Here is a 16405-nt window from a genome sequence, read left to right as displayed (position 1 = left end):
TCGAGGCGGAGCCGTCACCGGTGCTCACGCGCTCGCGGCCGCGTCGCGCGGCAGCCCGAGCATGCGCTCGCCGATGACATTGAGCTGTACCTCGGTCGTGCCGCCGTAGATGGTGGTGGCACGACCGGCGATGAGCTGTTCCATCGCGTGATCGCTGCGCTCACCCGGCACCGAGACCACGCCCGCGACGCCGAGCTCGGCGACGACGAACTCCGAGATCGCCTGTCCCAGCGCCATCCCGAGCAGCTTGCCGACACTCGAGGTGGTGGAGACATCGATGCCGGACAGCTGCTTGAGCACCACGCGGGAACCGATCACGTCCACCGCTCGGCTCTCGGCCATCAGCTCACCGATCCGGTACCGGGCCACCGGGGACAGAGCACGGCCGATCGCGAACCGCAGCAGGTCGGTGTCGGTGGCGTAGGCCTCCATCTTCTGGCTCAGCGCCACCCGCTCACCGGCCAGCGTCGTCCTGGCCACGTGCCACCCGTCGTCGACGGCACCGACCACGTTCTCGTCGGGGATGAACACCTCGTCGAGGAACACCTCGTTGAACAGCGCCGATCCCGTCATCTCGCGCAGCGGACGCACCGTGATGCCCGGGCTCGACATGTCGAGCACGAAGTAGGTGATGCCCTCGTGCTTGGGCTTGTCGGGATCGGTGCGCGCGATCAGCATCGCCCACTGCGCGAACTGCGCGACCGTCGTCCAGATCTTCTGTCCGGTCACCCGCCAGCCGCCGTCGACCTTGGTGGCCCTCGTGGTCAGGCTCGCCAGGTCCGACCCGGCGCCCGGCTCGCTGAACAGCTGACACCACACGACCTCGCCGCGCAGCGTCGGCACCACCAGTTCGCGCTTCTGCCGTTCGTCCCCGTGCGGGACGAGCGCGCCGACCGCCCAGGTGCCCATCAGCAGCTGCGGCATCGGGATCCCGGAGGCCTTGATCTCCTGTGAGATCACCACCTGCTCGAGCGGGGAGGCGGAGCGGCCGTACGGGCGGGGCAGGTGCGGCAGGTTCCAGCCGCCGTCGCCGAGGGCGACGAGCTGGTCGTCCTCGTCGTCGATCGCCGCGATCTCGGCGAGCTCGGCCCGGATGCCGTCCCGGATCCGGTCGGCTTCGTGGGGCAGTTCCAGGTCGTTCGAGAGGGTGACTCCCGCCAGCGCGTACTCGGCAACCGCGTCGGCCCGCTCGTCGCGCGCGCCCAGCTGACCGCGCAGTGCGAGCGCGCGCCGGTAATACAGGTGGGCGTCGTGTTCCCAGGTGAAGCCGATGCCACCGTGCACCTGGATGCAGTCCTGGGCCACCTCGACCGCGGCGTCGGGAATGATCAGCGCGGCGATCGCGGCCGCGTAATCGGCGGTGTCGTCGTCGCGGTCGAGGGCATAGGCGGCGTCCCACAGCACCGCGCGCGCCTTCTCGAGGGCGATACCCATGTGCGCGCACTTGTGCTTCACACCCTGGAACTGCCCGATCGGGCGACCGAACTGCACGCGGGTCTTGGCGTATTCCGCGGCGGTCGAGACGCACCACGACATCACGCCCACGGCCTCGGCGCCGAAGATCACCGCCGCCAGCGAACGCACCCGCGCCGGGGTCACGTCCAGCACCCGGTCCTCCGGCACCGACACCGAATCCGCCTGCAGGCGTGCGGTTCCGCGCAGCACGTCGACATTGTCCTGGGCGGTGACCGTCAGGTCGGCGTGCTCGAACGCCACCCACCGCCGGTCCCCGTCGATCTCGACGGGCGCGATGACGATGTCCGCGCCCAGCGCGCCGATCACGCCGTCGGCAGGACCGTCGACGATCAGCGCACCGTCGCGGCGCACGCCGGTCAACCCCGACGACAGCGCGACGGCGCCGGTGCGCGAGCCGTCGGTGAGCCCGGGTAGTTGCGTCCGCGCCCACGCGCCGCCCGCCTGGGCGAGCACCGCGCTCGCCAGTGCCGTCGGCACGAACGGACCGGTGTGCAGGCCGCGCCCGAGCGGCTCGAGGGCGACGGCCAGCGTGAGCAGGCCCGCGCCCTGTCCGCCCAGGTCCTCGGCGACGTGCAGGCTCAGCAGCTCCTGGGCGACGAGGGCGTCCCAGTGGGGCAGCTTGCCCGCGTCGCCGGATTCCACCGCCGCGCGGACGGTTTCGCCGGTGATGGTGCGCTCGACGAAACCGCGCACCGCGTCGGCGAGCGCCGCGTGGTCCTCGCGGACGCCGACGCCGAGTTCGTAGCTGGTGCGTGCCATGACTAGCTGGTCTCCTTCAGCTGGGCGGCGACACCGTCGATGGTCCACGGGCCGTCGGTCTCCACCGTGCGCACGTCGTGCCAGCCGCCGAGCTCGATGATGGCCCCGCCCTGCACCGCGAACACCTTGCCGGTGAGCGCGCAGTCGGCTTCGGCCAGATGGGCGACCAGCGGGGAGATGTTGGCCGGGGAGAACGGGTCGAACTCGCCCTCGGGCACCTCGGCGGCGAACAGCGCGCCCATGCCGGGGGTGGCCAGGGTCAGGCGGGTGCGGGCGATCGGCGCGATCGCGTTGACGCGCACGCCGTAGCGCTCGAGCTCGTCGGCGGCGACCAGGGTCAGCGCGGCGATGCCCGCCTTGGCGGCGCCGTAATTGCCCTGTCCGGCATTGGGCATGAAGGTGCCGGAGGCCGACGCGGTGTTGATCACCGACGCCGCGACCGGGTGGCCGGCTTTGGTCCGCGCCTTCCAGTACGCGGCGGCGTGGTGCAGGGTGGCGGCGTGGCCCTTGAGGTGCACGGCGATCACCGCGTCCCACTGCGACTCGGCCATGCCCGCGATGAACGCGTCGCGCAGGATGCCCGCGTTGTTCACCAGCACATCGAGCGAGCCGTACTCGCTGACGGCTTGATCGACAAGGGCTTTCGCGCCGTCCCAGGTGGCGATGTTGTCGGTGTTGGCCACGGCCTGACCGCCGGCGGCGACGATCTCGTCGACCACCTGCTGAGCAGGACCGGCGTCGGCGCCGGTGCCGTCGTTGGCCCCGCCGAGGTCGTTGACCACGACCTTGGCACCCTCAGCGGCGAACAGCAGCGCGTGTTCACGACCGATGCCGCGACCGGCGCCGGTGATCACCGCGACGCGACCGTCGAGTTTTCCCATGAGTCTTGTCTCCTAGTTGAATTCGGCGCGGCCGTCGGTGATGGCGATCTGGCCCGCGGACTCGGTCTCGAAGGCGTAGGCGCGCACCCCCGAGCCCGCGGACTCGGCGGGCCAGAAGGTGGTGGTGATCTGCTGCCCCGGCAGGACGGGCTTGGCGAAGCGCACGGCCAGTCGGCGCAGGCGTGCGGTCTCGCTGTCGGCGAGTTCGGTCAGTGCGGCCCAGGAGGTGAACGCCATGGTGCACAGACCGTGGTTGATGATGCCGGGCAGCCCGGCCATCCTGGCGATCTCGTCGTCGAGGTGGATCGGCATCGGATCGCCGGAGGCAGGCGAGTAGCGGAAGGTCTGATCCTCGTCGATCCGGGCGATCACCCGCGCGGCCGGTTCCCCCGCGCGCTCGGTGTCGGTGAGGCGATGCTCCGGGGCGGCCTCGCCTTCGCCGGGCCCGGCGTCGACCTTGCGGAAGAACGCCGTCATCCACTGCTCGTTCACGAGTTCACCTGCCGCGTCCCGTGTTTCGGCGTAGACGACCACGGTCGACCCGTTGGGCTTGCCCGCGTAGCCGATCGGCTTGGCCCGCACGACCAGGTCGTCGCCGGGCCGGATCGGCCGGTGGAACACGAAGTCCTGTTCCCCGTGGACCAGCTTCATCAGCAGCTCCACCGGGGCCACCGACAACGCGGCAGGGGCCATCGAGGTGAACACCGGCACCACCGCGAACACCGGCGGCGCCACATCGCCTGCGCGATGGGCCGCGATCGGATCATTGGTCGCGGCGGCGTATTCGGCGATGCGCTCCGCGGTGACCGAAAAGTGCTCCGGGTCGGTCCACTCCCCCAGGCCGGAGCCGTCGAACACGACTCCGGCCGAGGCGACTTCGCTGGTCACGCGGCGGACCCGACGAGCTCGGTGAACTTGGCCATCGACTCCTTCAGGTCGGCCTCGGCGTGCTTGGCGACGGCCTTGCCGATCGGGCCGACGATCATGGTGCCCTTGAAGGAGGCATCGAAGGCGGCGGAGGAACCGGTGGCCGTGGGTTCCACCTTCAGCACGAATTCGACGGTGACACCGGCCATGCCGGTGCCGGTGATCTTGAGGTACCGGGTGGGGTCGACCTCGGCCACGGTCCACTCGATCTTGTTGGCCATATTCATCACCGAGACGACCTCGATGAAGCGCGCGCCCGCGGCCAGCTCGGCGGGCAGTTCCGAACGCCAGCCCTGGTGGATGGTCAGCCAGTCCTCCCAGTTCGCCAGATCGCTCAGGCGCGCCCAGGCGGCTTCGGGGGTCACGGGCAGGTCGGTGGACACGGTCACAGAGGCCATGGGATTACTCCTTGGAGAGAGGTGTGGTCGAAAAAGGGTCAGCGGTTCGCGGGACGGTAGGCGGTCACCACGACCGCGCCACCCAGTCCGATGTTGTGCTGCAGGGCGATGCGGGCGCCCTCGACCTGGCGGGCGTCGGCAGTGCCGCGCAGCTGCCAGGTGAGCTCGCTGCACTGGGCCAGGCCGGTCGCGCCGAGCGGATGGCCCTTCGAGATCAGCCCGCCCGAGGGGTTGACGACCCAGGTGCCGCCGTAGGTGGTGGCGTTGTCGTCGACCAGGCGTCCGCCTTCACCGGGCGCGCACAGGCCCAGCGCCTCGTAGGTCAGCAGTTCGTTGGTGGAGAAGCAGTCGTGCAGTTCGATGACGTCGACGTCCTCGGGCCCGATCCCGGCCTGCTCGTAGACCTTCAGCGCCGCCGTGCGCGACATGTCGGCGCCGACGAGGTTGATCGCGGTCGGGTCGGTGAAGGTGGACGACAGATCGGTGACCATCGCCTGTCCGACCATCTCGACCGCGCGATCGGCCAGCCCGTGCCGGTCGACGAACGCCTCACCGGCCAGGATCACCGCGCCGGCGCCGTCGGAGGTCGGCGAGCACTGCAGCTTGGTGAGCGGGCCGTAGATCTGCTTGGCGGCCAGCACTTCCTCGAGGCTGTATTCCTTCTGGAACTGCGCGTACGGGTTGTTCACCGAGTGCCGGTGGTTCTTCAAGCCGATCTTGGCGAACTGTTCGGCCGTGGTGCCGTAGCGCTCCATGTGCTCCTTGCCCGCGGCGCCGAACATGTACGGCGCGGGCGGCATGGCGAACTCCTGCAGTTCGGCCAGCGCGAGCAGGTGCCGCATCATCGGCTGCTCACGGTCGTCGAAGGTCGAGCCCAGCGAGCCCTTCTGCATCTTCTCGAAGCCCAGCGCCAGCGTGCACTCGGCGAGCCCGCCCCGGATCGCCTGGGCCGCGAGGTAGAGCGCGGTCGACCCGGTCGAACAGTTGTTGTTGACGTTGACGACCGGGATGCCGGTCATGCCCAGCTCGTACACCGCGCGTTGACCCGACGTCGACTCGCCGTACACATAGCCGACATAGGCCTGTTCGACGCGGTCGTAGTCGATGCCCGCATCGGCGAGCGCCTTGGTGCCCGCCTCCCTGGCCATGTCGGGATAGTCCCACTCCAGCGCGCCCGGCTTCTCGAACTTCGTCATGCCGACGCCGACGACGAACACCTTCTGTGTCATGTACGCACTCCTGTGTGCCGCGTGCCCGATTATGTGAGACACCGTGTAACCGGTAATGTATGTGGGACACGGCGTCCAAGTCAATGGTCGATCCGAAAGAAATTCCTCGACCTGGCGACCGGACTGCCCGTGGCGTGCGTTAGGGGCCTCGACACCCGACGCCCGGAGAGCTCTGGAAACCGGAGCGCTTAAACTAAGTGGGACACGTTGTCCAAGCCACGATGTGCTTTACGGTGCGATGGAGGAAATTGATGGTCAGGTGGGACACCGCCGTGCGCAATATCGGCGCGCTGTTCGGGGAGGGCATCGAACCGTACGCACCGACCCCGTCGGTCGACGTGTACGACCATCCGCACCGGCGGCTGCGGCACTACCGCCGCGCGACACCGGGTCGCGGCACTCCGATCCTGCTGGTGCCGCCGCTGGCGGTCACCATCTCGTGCTACGACCTGCGACCGGGGCAGAGCCTGGTCGAGTACCTCCTCGCGCTGGGCCGTGAGGTGTATGTCATCGACTACGGCGAGATCGGGTACGCCGACCGCGACCTGGGTTTCGAGGAGTGGGTCGACGACATCGTGCCCGACGCGATCCGCCGGGTCAGCGCCGAGCACGCCTACGCCCCCGTCGAGGTGATCGGCTGGTCGTTCGGCGGCACCATCAGTCTGTTGACCACCGCGGCCGACCCGGCGCTACCGGTCGCGTCGGTGACCGCGGTCGGCTCGCCGTTCGATCAACGGCGCAACGGACCGATGTCGGTGGCCAGATCACTCGGCAGGCTCGCGCCCACCCGGATCGTCACCGAACCGGTTCGCCTTCTCGGCGGCATCCCGAAACAGGCCGTGCGGATGGGTTTCCGGGCGCAGTCGCTGGAGCGTGAGCTGACCAAGCCGTGGTACATCGCGCGCCACGCCGGCGACACCGAGTCGCTCGCCAGGATGCAGGCCGTCGACCGCTTCATGGACCAGATGCCCGGCTACCCCGGCCGGTTCTACCGGCAGGTCTACCGCCAGCTGATCATCCGCAACGAGATGTGGACGGGCACAGTCCATCTCAACCCGGACCACGCCATCGACCTGACCACGATCACCGCCCCCGTCCTGCTCGTCGGCGGCACCCGCGACACGCTGGCCTCCGCCGCCTCGGTGGCAGCGGGAGCCGAGGTCCTCACCGGCGCGCCGACCACCTTCGTCGAGGTCGAGGGCAGCCACCTGGGCATCATCGCCGGCCCCACCGCCCGCACCGGCAGCTGGGCCGCGATCGCCGAGTTCCTCGACCGATCCCCCACCCCGAGCGACGACCATGACCTGCGGCCCCACACCTTGGCCACCCGCTGACGAGTGCGCACCGCCACCGCCTCGTCGGGGTTGGGCGGTGCGGATCGCGTCAGTCCAGGGTGTGTCGGCCCAGTTGTGGTGGTGCGGTGCGGTAGGTGGGCGGGGTCGCGCTGAGGGCGATCGGGTTGGCGACGGTCGGCTGTGGGGGGTCGCCCAGGGCGACAACCGGTGTGAGGCCGAGGTTTTCGGCCATGGCCACTGCCTGCGCGAGGTCGTTGACCGGGCCGCAGGGGACTTTCGCGGCGGTGAGCGCGGCGCACCACGCCGCGGCGGTGTCGGTGCGCAGGGCCGTCTCGAGGATCGTGCGCAGGTCGTCACGGTGGGTGACCCTGGCGCTGTTGGTGGCGAACCGGCTGTCGGTGGCCAGCGCGGGGAGACCGAGAACCTCGGTGAGACGGGCGAATTGGCGGTCGTTGCCGACGGCGAGCACCAGGGGCTGGTCCTTGCTGTCGAACACGTCGTACGGCACGATGCTCGGGTGCGCGTTGCCCATCGCCCGGGGGATCACACCGGCACCGACATAGGCCGCGCTCTGATTCGTCAGGGCCGACAGCAGTGAGGACAGCAGGTTCACCTCCACCCGCTGCCCCTCGCCGGTGCGGTCACGGTGCCGCAGCGCGGCGAGAATGCCCAGGGCCGCGTGCAATCCGGTGATGACATCGACCATCGCGACCCCGACCTTGGTCGGCGTCGCCGGATCCGGTCCGGTCACGCTCATCAAGCCACCGACGGCCTGGATCAGCAGGTCGTAGCCGGGCAGGTCGTTGTCGCGGCCGAAGCCGGTGATCGAGCAGTAGACGATGTCCGGGTTGGCCGCGACGACCTGGTCGTAGCCGAGGCCGAGCCGGTCCATGCCGCCGGGCAGGAAGTTCTCCACGACGACGTCGGCGCGGGCGACCAGGCGTCGCGCGGCGGCCAGGTCCTCGGCATCGGTGAGATCCAGTGCGACGGACCGCTTGTTGCGGTTGACGCTCTGGAAATAGGTGGAGTCGGTGACACCCCACGGCGGCCCCCATCGGCGGGTGTCGTCGCCGGTGCCGGGGCGTTCGATCTTGATCACCTCCGCGCCGAGGTCGGCCAGCAGCATCGTCGCGTACGGGCCCGCCAGGACGCGGCCGAAGTCCGCGATGAGCAATCCGTCGAGCGCCCCGGTCACCGGAACGCCGCTTCCCCGGTCAGCGCCTTGCCGAGGGTGAGCTGATGCACCTCCGACGTGCCCTCGTAGGTGAGCACGGATTCGAGGTTGTTGGCGTGCCGCAGCACTGGATACTCGAGCGTGATGCCGTTGGCGCCCAGAATGGTTCGGCATTCCCGCGCGATGGCGATGGCCTCGCGCACGTTGTTCAGCTTGCCGGTGCTGATCTGCTCGGGAGTGAGCTGCCCGCGGTCTTTGAGACGGCCGAGGTGATAGGCGAGCAGGTGCCCCTTGCCCAGTTCCAGCGCCATGTCGGCGAGCTTGGCCTGGGTGAGCTGGTAGCCGGCCAGCGGCTTGTCGAACACGGTGCGCGAGCGCGCGTAGTCCACGGCGGTCTCGAAGCAGTCCCTGGCGGCGCCCATGGCGCCGAAGACGATGCCGAAGCGCGCTTCACCGAGGGCGGCCAGCGGTCCGCGCAAGCCCTCGGCTCCGGGCAGCATCGCCGAGGCGGGCAGCCGGACGCCGTCGAGCACGAGTTCGGAGGTCACCGAGGCGCGCAGCGACAGTTTCGCGTGGATCTCGGGCGCGGAGAATCCCGGGGTGTCGGTGGGGACGACGAAACCGCGGATGCCCTCGTCGGTCCGCGCCCACACCACCGCGACGTCGGCGACGGAGCCGTTGGTGATCCACATCTTGGTGCCGTCGAGGATCCAGTCACCGCCGTCGCGCCTTGCCCTGGTCCGCATGCCGCCGGGGTTGGAGCCGAAATCGGGTTCGGTGAGCCCGAAGCACCCGATCGCCTTGCCCGCGGCCATACTCGGCAGCCACTGTCGCTTCTGTTCCTCGCTGCCCCAGTGGTGGATCGAGAACATCGCCAGTGATCCCTGCACCGAGACCAGGCTGCGAATGCCCGAATCGACGGCCTCGAGTTCGAGGCAGGCCAGACCGTAGGCGGTGGCGCTGGTGCCCGCGCAGCCGTGCCCGTCGAGGTGCATGCCGAGCACACCCAGCTCGCCCAGTTCCTCGGCCAGTTCACGCACGGGGATCCGGGCCGATTCGAACCACTGCGCGATGTGCGGACGCAGCCGTGTCGCGGCGAATTTCCGGACGGTGTCGCGGATCTCGATCTCGTCCGGGGACAGCAGGGAGTCGAGCGCGAACAGCGTGGTCAGGGTCTGGGGCCGAGTCATGGTACCTCCGTGGAATCGCGACGCCGCGCTACGCGAGAACGTTTGTGCAAACGTTTGCACTATCGATTGCGTCGACTACGCTAGGTGGCGCCCCGCCGGGGCGTCAAGCCGAAAGGACGACACCGTGCCCCGACCCGCCCGTGCTCCCACGCTCAAGGAGATCGCCGAGCGAGCCGGGGTCCACATCTCGACCGCCTCGCGGGTGCTGCGCCAGGACGAGCCCGTCGACGGTTGGTCCGAGTCGGCGCGGCGCGTGCTCGAGGTGGCCGCGGAGCTGGGCTATCAGCGCAATGTCTGGGCGGCGAGTCTGCGCACGCGCAAGACCACGACCCTCGGCGTCGTGATGCCGCGCCTGATCGACGGTGTGGTGGCCATGACGTATCAGGGCATCGAGGAGGCGGCGACCCGGGCAGGCTATTCGGTCCTGCTCTCGAGCCCGCCGGATGATCCGGACGCGCAGCGCCGGGCCACGGAGCTGCTCCTCGGCAGGCAGGTCGACGGCCTGTTGCTGAGCAGCGTGCACGCACCGGGGCACGCGTTCGTCGATTCCCTTCCGCTCGGCGGGGTTCCGGTCCTCACCGTCACCCGGCACGCCGATGCCGGACTCCCCTTCGTCGTCGGGGACGACCGGCTCGGCGGCGCACTGGCGGCTCGGCACCTGCTCGAACGCGGTTACACCGATCTCGCGGTGATCGCCGGGCCAGCCCACGCCACCACGGCGGGCGACCGCGTGCGCGGATTCCTCGACGCGCTGACGGTCGCGGGCGTGGCGATCGCGCCGGAGCGGGTCGTGGCGTCGAGCTTCGAGGTCGACGGCGGTGTCCAGGCCGCGCGGACGCTGCTCGACCGGCCCGATCGGCCCCGAGCGCTGTTCGCGGTGAGCGACACCCTCGCGATCGGCGTTCTCGGTGTCGCGCGGGATCTCGGCCTGTCCGTCCCCGGCGAGGTGGCCCTCGTCGGCTACAACGACATCCCCGTCGCCGCGCAGTTGCCCGTCGCCCTGACCACCGTCGCCTCCCCCGCCCGCGACATCGGCGCGACCGCGGTGCGTCACCTGCTCGCGCTGATCGACGGCCGCGAGGCCGAATCCGTCCGCCTGCCGGTCGAACTCGTCGTGCGGGCGACTACCTGAGACCCGCCCGGATCCGCGACTTCCGAGGCCGCAGGCCGGAGCCGGCCGGGCGTCAGAGGCGTTCGAAGACGGCCGCCAGTCCCTGTCCGCCGCCGATGCACATCGTTTCGAGGCCGTAGCGGCCTTCTCGGCGCGAGAGTTCGCGCAGCAGCGTGGCGAGGATCCGGGCGCCGGTGGCGCCGACCGGATGACCGAGGGAGATTCCCGAGCCGTTCGGGTTGACCCGCGCGTCGTCGGGTTCGATCTTCCAGGTGCGCAACACAGCGAGGGTCTGCGCGGCGAAGGCTTCGTTGAGTTCGATCACCGCCATGTCGTCGAGCGTGAGATCGAGTCGGGCCAGCGCCTTGTCGGTGGCGGGCACCGGCCCGATGCCCATGGTCGCCGGCGCCACACCGGCGACCGCCCACGACGCCAGCCGCGCGAGGGGGCGCAGTCCGAGCGCACGCGCGCGCTCCGGTGTCGTGACGACGCAGAGCGCGGCACCGTCGTTCTGCCCGCTGGAATTGCCCGCGGTCACGGTGGATTCCGGATCGATCTTTCCCCGCAGGGGGCGCAGCCGCGCCAGCGAGGCGAGGTCGGTGTCGGCGCGCGGATGCTCGTCGACGGCCACCGTCACCGGATCCCCGGTGCGCTGCGGCACGGCGACGTTCACCATCTCGTCGGCGAATCGGCCTTCGCGTTGCGCGGCGACCGCCCGCCGGTGGGACTGCACGGCGAGCGCGTCCTGGTCTGCGCGGCTGATGCGGAACTCGGCACGCAGATTCTCCGCGGTCTCGATCATGCCGCCCTCGACCGGAAAGGCCTTGCCGCCCGCGGTGATCCGCGCACGGGCCAGACGGTCGTGCAGGACGGGTCCCGCGCCGCGGACACCCCAGCGGATGTCGTCGGTGTAGAACTCGGCGCGGCTCATGGATTCCACGCCGCCGGCCAGGACGAGGTCGCTGCCCCCGGACTGCACCTGCATGCAGGCCTGCAGCACGGCCTGCAGGCCTGAGCCGCATCGCCGGTCCACCTGGACGCCCGGCACGCCGATCCCCAGTCCCGCGTCCAGCGCCGCGACGCGACCGATCGCGGGCGCCTCGCCGTTGGGCGAGGACTGCCCGAGGATCACGTCGTCGACCGCCGCGGCGGCGAGGCCGGTCCGGGCGACGAGTTCGGTGATCACGGTCGCGGCGAGTTCCTGGGGTGTGAGGTCTTTGAAGACCCCACCGAACCGGCCGACCGGGGTTCGCAGGGGTTCGCAGATGACAGCTTCGGGCATGGGTGTTCCTCTGGGCGTCAGGTGTTGGATCGGATCTGGCTCAGGTCGTGCTCGATCGCGGCGCTGGTCTCGAGCAGGGCGGGGATCAGCGAGTCGTGGACTTCGCGCAGGGTGTAGCGGGCGGCGTGGGTCGAGATGTTCACCGCGGCGACGACGGCGCCGTGCTGGTCGCGGACGGGCGCGGCCATCGAGCGGAGTCCCTGTTCGAGTTCCTGGTCGACGACGCTGTAGCCGTCGATACGGACCTGGGCCAGCTCCGCGCGCAGCTGCCGCTTCGTCGTGACGGTGGTGTCGGTCAGCGGGGTCAGCTCGATCGAGTCCAGGTATTCCGACAGCGCGTCGGCGTCGAGGTCGGCGAGCAGGACACGGCCCATCGAGGTGGCGAACGCGGGGAACCGGGTGCCGATGTTGATCGAGACGGTCATGATGCGGCTCACCGGAACTCGGGCGACGTAGACGATGTCGGCGCCGTCCAGGATGGAGACCGAGGTCGACTCGCGGACCTTCTCGGCCAGCGCCTCGAGGTGCGGGCCTGCCAGGTCGGGCAGGGTCAGGCTCGACAGGAAGCTGTAGCCGAGCTCGAGGACGCGCGGGGTGAGCCAGAACCGCGTGCCGTCGCTGCGCATGTAGCCGAGTTCGACCAGCGTGCGCAGGAAGCGCCGTGCGGTGGCGCGCGTCAGGTCGGTGGCGTGGGCGACCTCGCTGAGGGTGCGGCTCGGATGCTCGGCGTCGAAGGACCGGAGGACGGCAAGGCCGCGCGCGAGGGACTGGACGTGATCCGGCGACGGTTCTGTCATCCGCGACTCCTTCTCGCACCCGTTCGGCATACGAACACACGTGCACTATACGAACGAGTCGGTCAGCGGTTCCTCGCGGGTGATCCCGGGTCGCCGACGGCGGGCCGGATCACACGTGACCGTGCAGGACGAGGGTGTCGTCGATGCAGCGCGCGATGAACGCGTCATCGATCGGCTTCTCACCGACCAGCAGCCGGAAATACAAAGGCGCGGAGAGGGTTTCGAGAACCGCGCGGGGGTCGGCGGCCGCGGGCAGCTCGCCGCGCTCGATCGCCGCGGTGATGATCCGCGCGCTCACCTCGAACCGGTCGTGCCAGAACCGGCGGCGGGCGGCGTCCACCTCGGGGTCCGCCGAGAGTGCGATGCTCGTACCGACCAGCCGGGCGATGCCCGGGGTCGAGATCAACCGCGAGACCTGTTCGGCGAGCACTCGCAGATCGGATCGGAGGGCGCCCGTGTCGGGCACGGGGTTTCCCGCCGCGGCCAGCTCGGTGATCGCCGCGGCGATCAGGGCCGTCCTGGTGCCCCAGCGCCGGTAGATCGTCGTCTCCGCGACGCCGGCCCGCGCGGCCACGTCACCGATGGTCAAACCCTCGATTCCGTGCTCGGTCACCTGGTCGAGGGTGGCCGTCAGCACCGCCGTCCGCACTCGCGCCGAGCGCCCCCCGGTACGCCTGCGCGGCCCGGGGACATCCTCGGTTTGCTCGCTGTCCTCGCCCGCACGCTGGCCCATGGTCTCCTTTCTACTCGACGGACGCGATCAGCCAGTTGCTGAATTCGCACGCCAGGTGCCACTGGTGCTGCTGGATGTTCCGGCGGGGAACCGCCGCGGGGAACTGCACTGTCAGCAGGGCGTCGAGCGCGCCGTCGCGGTCGCGGAACTGGTGTCGCACGCCGCCGATGGCCAGTCCGTCGTCGAGCAGCGCGGTTCCGGTGACCTGGAACGGATAACCGGGATCGACCGGCACCCGGACGTGGTCGGTCCGCGTGTAGTCGATGAGGAACCGCGAGGCGGCCGGGGAGCCGCCGGTGGTCTCGACGACTTCCTGCCGTCCGTCCGGCAGACCGCGCACCAGGTAGTGATCCGGGCAGGCGGCGTTCATCGCGATCTCGTCGTCGACGACGACCAGATTGCCGAACCACTCGGCGAACCGTTCCGCGGACAGACCGGGGACACGGAGCCGGGTGACCGCGAACGCGACCCGGCCCCGGCTCACCGCCACCCCCAGGCGGGTGATGCGCTCCGACACGGCCAGCTCGTGTTTGAGCACGGCGTACGTTCCGGCATGCCCCAGTCGGGCTTTCAGAGCGCCCAGCGCGGCACGCCGTTCATCCAGTGATCCGCCTCGCGCCCGGACACCGGGTACGCCGGACAGCGCCTCCCCGACCCCGAGACCCCCGAGTCGTCGGGCGAACTTGGCGAGTACGGCATCCGCCCGCCGGGATTCCCACGCGAGCACTTGCGCCCGCGAGACCTCGCGGTCCCCCACGGTCGCCCGGATGTCGTTCGCCTCGATCATGACCAGCCCTGCCTCTCCTCATCGCTTCGGCGAGCGTTACTGTACGCCATTAACGCAAGAAATACTTGCGTTAAGATTCCCACTCCGTCGCCGTCGCCAGGGATCACCTCCAGCCCACTTCCCCACATCCAGGAACACCAAGAAAACAGGTAGTCAAGTTCACCACTTATCACCGCCTGGACATTCCTGGTGGCAGCGGTCTAGCCTCAAGTGAATTACTCAATTAATTGCCTAGGAGGCAGGGTGCGTCAACCGTTCCGTACCGCGGCGGATCCCGGCGATCTCGATGCTCCGCACCCGCGGTTCTCCCGCTATGTCGCGCTCGGCGACAGCCAGACCGAGGGCGTCGGGGACGGCGACGACAGCACCGGACTGATCGGGCTGGCCGATCGCCTCGCCGAAACCATGGCGCGGACCCATCGGGGCTGCTGTACGCGAACCTGGCCGTGCGCGGGAAGCTCGCCGCGCAGGTGCGCGAGGAGCAGCTCGCGGCCGCGTTGACCCTGCGACCCGATGTCGCCACGGTGATCGCCGGCGTCAACGACCTGCTGCGCCCCCGGTTCGACCCGGCTTCGGTGGGCGCCCACCTCGACGCGATGTTCGCGGCGCTGACCGAGCAGGGCACCGTCGTGGCGACGGTGACCGTGCCGGACCTGGGCCGGGTGATTCCGGCGGCTCGACCGCTGAGCGCGCGCATCGCCGCGCTCAACGAGGTGATCCGTCACCGGGCCGGACGCCACGGGGTGCTGGTCGCTCGCGTCGGTGACCACCCGGTGTCCGCCGATCCCCGGCTGTGGGCCCCTGATCGGCTGCACTGCGGCCCGTTGGGTCACCAGCGCATCGCCGAGGCGCTCGCCGAGGCGTTGGGGCTGCCGGGATCGAGCAGCGACTGGGCGGCGGAACTGCCGACGCGCACGCCCGCACCCGGTCCGATGACCGCCTTCGCGACGGAATGGCAATGGGCGCGAGGGTTTCTCGGGCCGTGGCTGCTTCGCCGCCTCACCGGCAGGTCCTCCGGCGACGGCCGGGTCGCCAAGCGCCCGCAGTTGACGCCGGTCGTGCCCGCCGAGGCCGCGCCTGCCCCGTGAGCCGGCCCGGCCACCGCGCCGCGGCGACCACCCGACGCGGGCGGGGCGCGGACTTGCCGAACCGGGGATAATCGACGTCGGGAGGGCGGGAGCGCACGCACCACGAGGAGCAGGCGACATGCACAGTCACCGCACGTTCTCACACTTGCTGCAGGCGATGGGCGAGGAGTCCTTCGACGACGACCGCGTGCGGCACGCGGCCTGGGCCGCGCGGTGCGTCGGCCGCGGCGCCACCGCTCCCCTGGTGCCCGGCGACCTTCCCGCGCTGTCCGAGTGGCTCACCCCGCACGTGCTACCGGCCGGATCCGTGGTGTTCTCGGCGGAGACGCCGTCCGACGGGGTGTGGATCGTGCGCCGGGGACAGCTCGAACTCTCCGTCGGGTCCGACCGGGAGTGCGTGGTGGTCGGGGTGCTGCGCCCCGGTGACGTGGACGGTGACATCGCGCTGCTGCTGGCGACACCGCCGCCCTACACCGCGCGCACGCGCACCGACGCGGAGTGCCTGTTCCTCTCACCGCGCGACTTCGACACCCTCCTGACCAGCCACCCCGCTGTCGCGCGCCGCTGGCTGACCAGCGTCGCGCAGCGACTTTCCCTCGGCCGGGACCGCCTGATCGCGGGCCTCGGCAGTCCGCTGCCCGTGCAGGTGGCTCGGCTGCTGCTCGACGAAGCCGACGACGAGTCGGGGTCGGTGCGGCCGACGCGGCGCGCCCTCGCGGCCATGCTCGGCGCACGACGCCCGGAGCTGCACAAAGTGCTCGAGGAGTTCGAACGGCACGGCCTGATCAGGACCGATGCCGATGGCATCGAGATCGCGGACGCCGACGGGTTACGGCAGCTCGCCGCGAAGGCGCTCAGCCGCTGACTCCCCGCGCGGGCGTAACGCGGGCGGCACCGGATCCGACCGCAATGGTGTGAGCGCGGCGAGCGAGGACAGGACGGAGGGCGCGTGACAGCCGGTCGGATGAGACGCACCGCCGTGGTCGCCGGGGCCGCGGGTGTCCTCGGTCTCCTCGGCTACGGCGGGTTCGCGGCCGCGCAGCCGAGCGTCGTGAGCGGCGACGAGGTCGCCGTCGCCGGCGCAGACAGCGCTACCGAGGTTCCCGATCGCCCCGGATACGGCGGTGTCCCTAGGTTCGTCGCGGCGCCGGGGGATCACGGCAACGGCGGGAACAACGGCAACTCGAACCCTGGCAGCGGGAACGGCAACCAAGGCAACGGCGGCGGCAACCAAAGCAACAACGGCAACCAGAACCCTGGCAGCGGGAACGGCAACCA

16 protein-coding genes and 1 pseudogene are annotated in these 16405 nt (G+C 70.4%); 5 read left to right on the top strand and 12 right to left on the bottom strand.

The window, feature by feature from the left end:
* Window positions 1-24: 24 nt before the first annotated feature.
* The 5 genes from AB0H56_RS23210 to AB0H56_RS23190 are packed head-to-tail and all read right to left on the bottom strand — an operon-like array spanning window position 25 to window position 5670.
* The gene (locus AB0H56_RS23210) at window positions 25-2235 is read right to left on the bottom strand and encodes an acyl-CoA dehydrogenase (RefSeq protein WP_357166903.1); all 2211 of its coding nucleotides are present in this window, start codon (window positions 2233-2235) and stop codon (window positions 25-27) included.
* Window positions 2236-2237: 2 nt separating this feature from the next.
* Window positions 2238-3116, bottom strand: coding sequence for an SDR family oxidoreductase (locus AB0H56_RS23205; RefSeq protein WP_357166900.1), 879 nt, complete (start codon window positions 3114-3116; stop codon window positions 2238-2240).
* A 12-nt stretch (window positions 3117-3128) separates the two neighbouring features.
* A complete protein-coding gene (locus AB0H56_RS23200) occupies window positions 3129-4004 on the bottom strand; it encodes a MaoC/PaaZ C-terminal domain-containing protein (RefSeq protein ID WP_357166897.1) in 876 nt (291 codons plus the stop codon).
* Window positions 4001-4441 carry an SRPBCC family protein gene (locus AB0H56_RS23195; RefSeq protein WP_357166894.1) on the bottom strand — a complete coding sequence of 147 codons (441 nt, stop codon included), beginning with the start codon at window positions 4439-4441 and terminating at the stop codon, window positions 4001-4003. The genes AB0H56_RS23200 and AB0H56_RS23195 overlap by 4 nt, the downstream gene beginning before the upstream one ends.
* Window positions 4442-4479: 38 nt before the next feature.
* The gene (locus tag AB0H56_RS23190) at window positions 4480-5670 is read right to left on the bottom strand and encodes a lipid-transfer protein (protein ID WP_357166891.1); all 1191 of its coding nucleotides are present in this window, start codon (window positions 5668-5670) and stop codon (window positions 4480-4482) included.
* A gap of 251 nt (window positions 5671-5921) precedes the next feature.
* Here AB0H56_RS23190 and AB0H56_RS23185 point away from each other — a divergent pair, with 251 nt between their 5' ends.
* Window positions 5922-7004 (top strand): alpha/beta fold hydrolase, encoded by a 1083-nt coding sequence (locus AB0H56_RS23185; protein WP_357166888.1) that lies wholly within the window; start codon window positions 5922-5924, stop codon window positions 7002-7004.
* 49 nt (window positions 7005-7053) lie between these two features.
* On the opposite strand, the gene AB0H56_RS23180 is transcribed toward AB0H56_RS23185, so the two are convergent.
* Window positions 7054-8160: a CoA transferase gene (locus AB0H56_RS23180; RefSeq protein WP_357166885.1), complete on the bottom strand. Its 1107-nt coding sequence runs from the start codon at window positions 8158-8160 to the stop codon at window positions 7054-7056.
* Complete coding sequence (locus AB0H56_RS23175) at window positions 8157-9329, bottom strand: acyl-CoA dehydrogenase family protein (RefSeq protein ID WP_357166882.1); 1173 nt, start codon at window positions 9327-9329, stop codon at window positions 8157-8159. Before AB0H56_RS23175 ends, AB0H56_RS23180 begins: the two co-directional genes overlap by 4 nt.
* Window positions 9330-9453: 124 nt before the next feature.
* Here AB0H56_RS23175 and AB0H56_RS23170 point away from each other — a divergent pair, with 124 nt between their 5' ends.
* Window positions 9454-10461: a LacI family DNA-binding transcriptional regulator gene (locus AB0H56_RS23170; RefSeq protein ID WP_357166879.1), complete on the top strand. Its 1008-nt coding sequence runs from the start codon at window positions 9454-9456 to the stop codon at window positions 10459-10461.
* A 52-nt stretch (window positions 10462-10513) separates the two neighbouring features.
* Here AB0H56_RS23170 and AB0H56_RS23165 read toward each other — a convergent pair whose 3' ends face one another.
* From AB0H56_RS23165 to AB0H56_RS23145, 5 genes are all read right to left on the bottom strand, one after another.
* Complete coding sequence (locus AB0H56_RS23165; RefSeq protein ID WP_357166876.1) at window positions 10514-11722, bottom strand: acetyl-CoA C-acetyltransferase; 1209 nt, start codon at window positions 11720-11722, stop codon at window positions 10514-10516.
* Between the two features lie 17 nt (window positions 11723-11739).
* Window positions 11740-12519 carry an IclR family transcriptional regulator C-terminal domain-containing protein gene (locus AB0H56_RS23160; protein WP_357166873.1) on the bottom strand — a complete coding sequence of 260 codons (780 nt, stop codon included), beginning with the start codon at window positions 12517-12519 and terminating at the stop codon, window positions 11740-11742.
* 109 nt (window positions 12520-12628) lie between these two features.
* Entirely contained in the window at window positions 12629-13252 is a 624-nt protein-coding gene (locus tag AB0H56_RS23155; RefSeq protein ID WP_357166870.1) for a TetR/AcrR family transcriptional regulator, read from the bottom strand.
* Window positions 13253-13262: 10 nt separating this feature from the next.
* Complete coding sequence (locus tag AB0H56_RS23150; protein ID WP_357166867.1) at window positions 13263-14039, bottom strand: hypothetical protein; 777 nt, start codon at window positions 14037-14039, stop codon at window positions 13263-13265.
* A 231-nt stretch (window positions 14040-14270) separates the two neighbouring features.
* A complete protein-coding gene (locus AB0H56_RS23145) occupies window positions 14271-14459 on the bottom strand; it encodes a hypothetical protein (RefSeq protein ID WP_357166864.1) in 189 nt (62 codons plus the stop codon).
* Window positions 14460-14485: 26 nt separating this feature from the next.
* On the opposite strand from AB0H56_RS23145, the gene AB0H56_RS23140 reads away from it, so the two are divergent.
* From AB0H56_RS23140 to AB0H56_RS23130, 3 genes and pseudogenes are all read left to right on the top strand, one after another.
* On the top strand, window positions 14486-15127 hold the full coding sequence (locus AB0H56_RS23140; RefSeq protein ID WP_357166861.1) for an SGNH/GDSL hydrolase family protein: 642 nt from the start codon (window positions 14486-14488) through the stop codon (window positions 15125-15127).
* Window positions 15128-15245: 118 nt separating this feature from the next.
* Window positions 15246-15992 carry a Crp/Fnr family transcriptional regulator gene (locus AB0H56_RS23135; RefSeq protein ID WP_357166858.1) on the top strand — a complete coding sequence of 249 codons (747 nt, stop codon included), beginning with the start codon at window positions 15246-15248 and terminating at the stop codon, window positions 15990-15992.
* Between the two features lie 99 nt (window positions 15993-16091).
* A pseudogene (locus AB0H56_RS23130) lies at window positions 16092-16405 on the top strand (hypothetical protein); the annotation flags it as partial.

The organism is Nocardia sp. NPDC050717 (assembly GCF_040654275.1).
Taxonomy (GTDB): Bacteria; Actinomycetota; Actinomycetes; order Mycobacteriales; family Mycobacteriaceae; genus Nocardia.
This window is presented reverse-complemented; position numbering and strand designations above follow the sequence as displayed.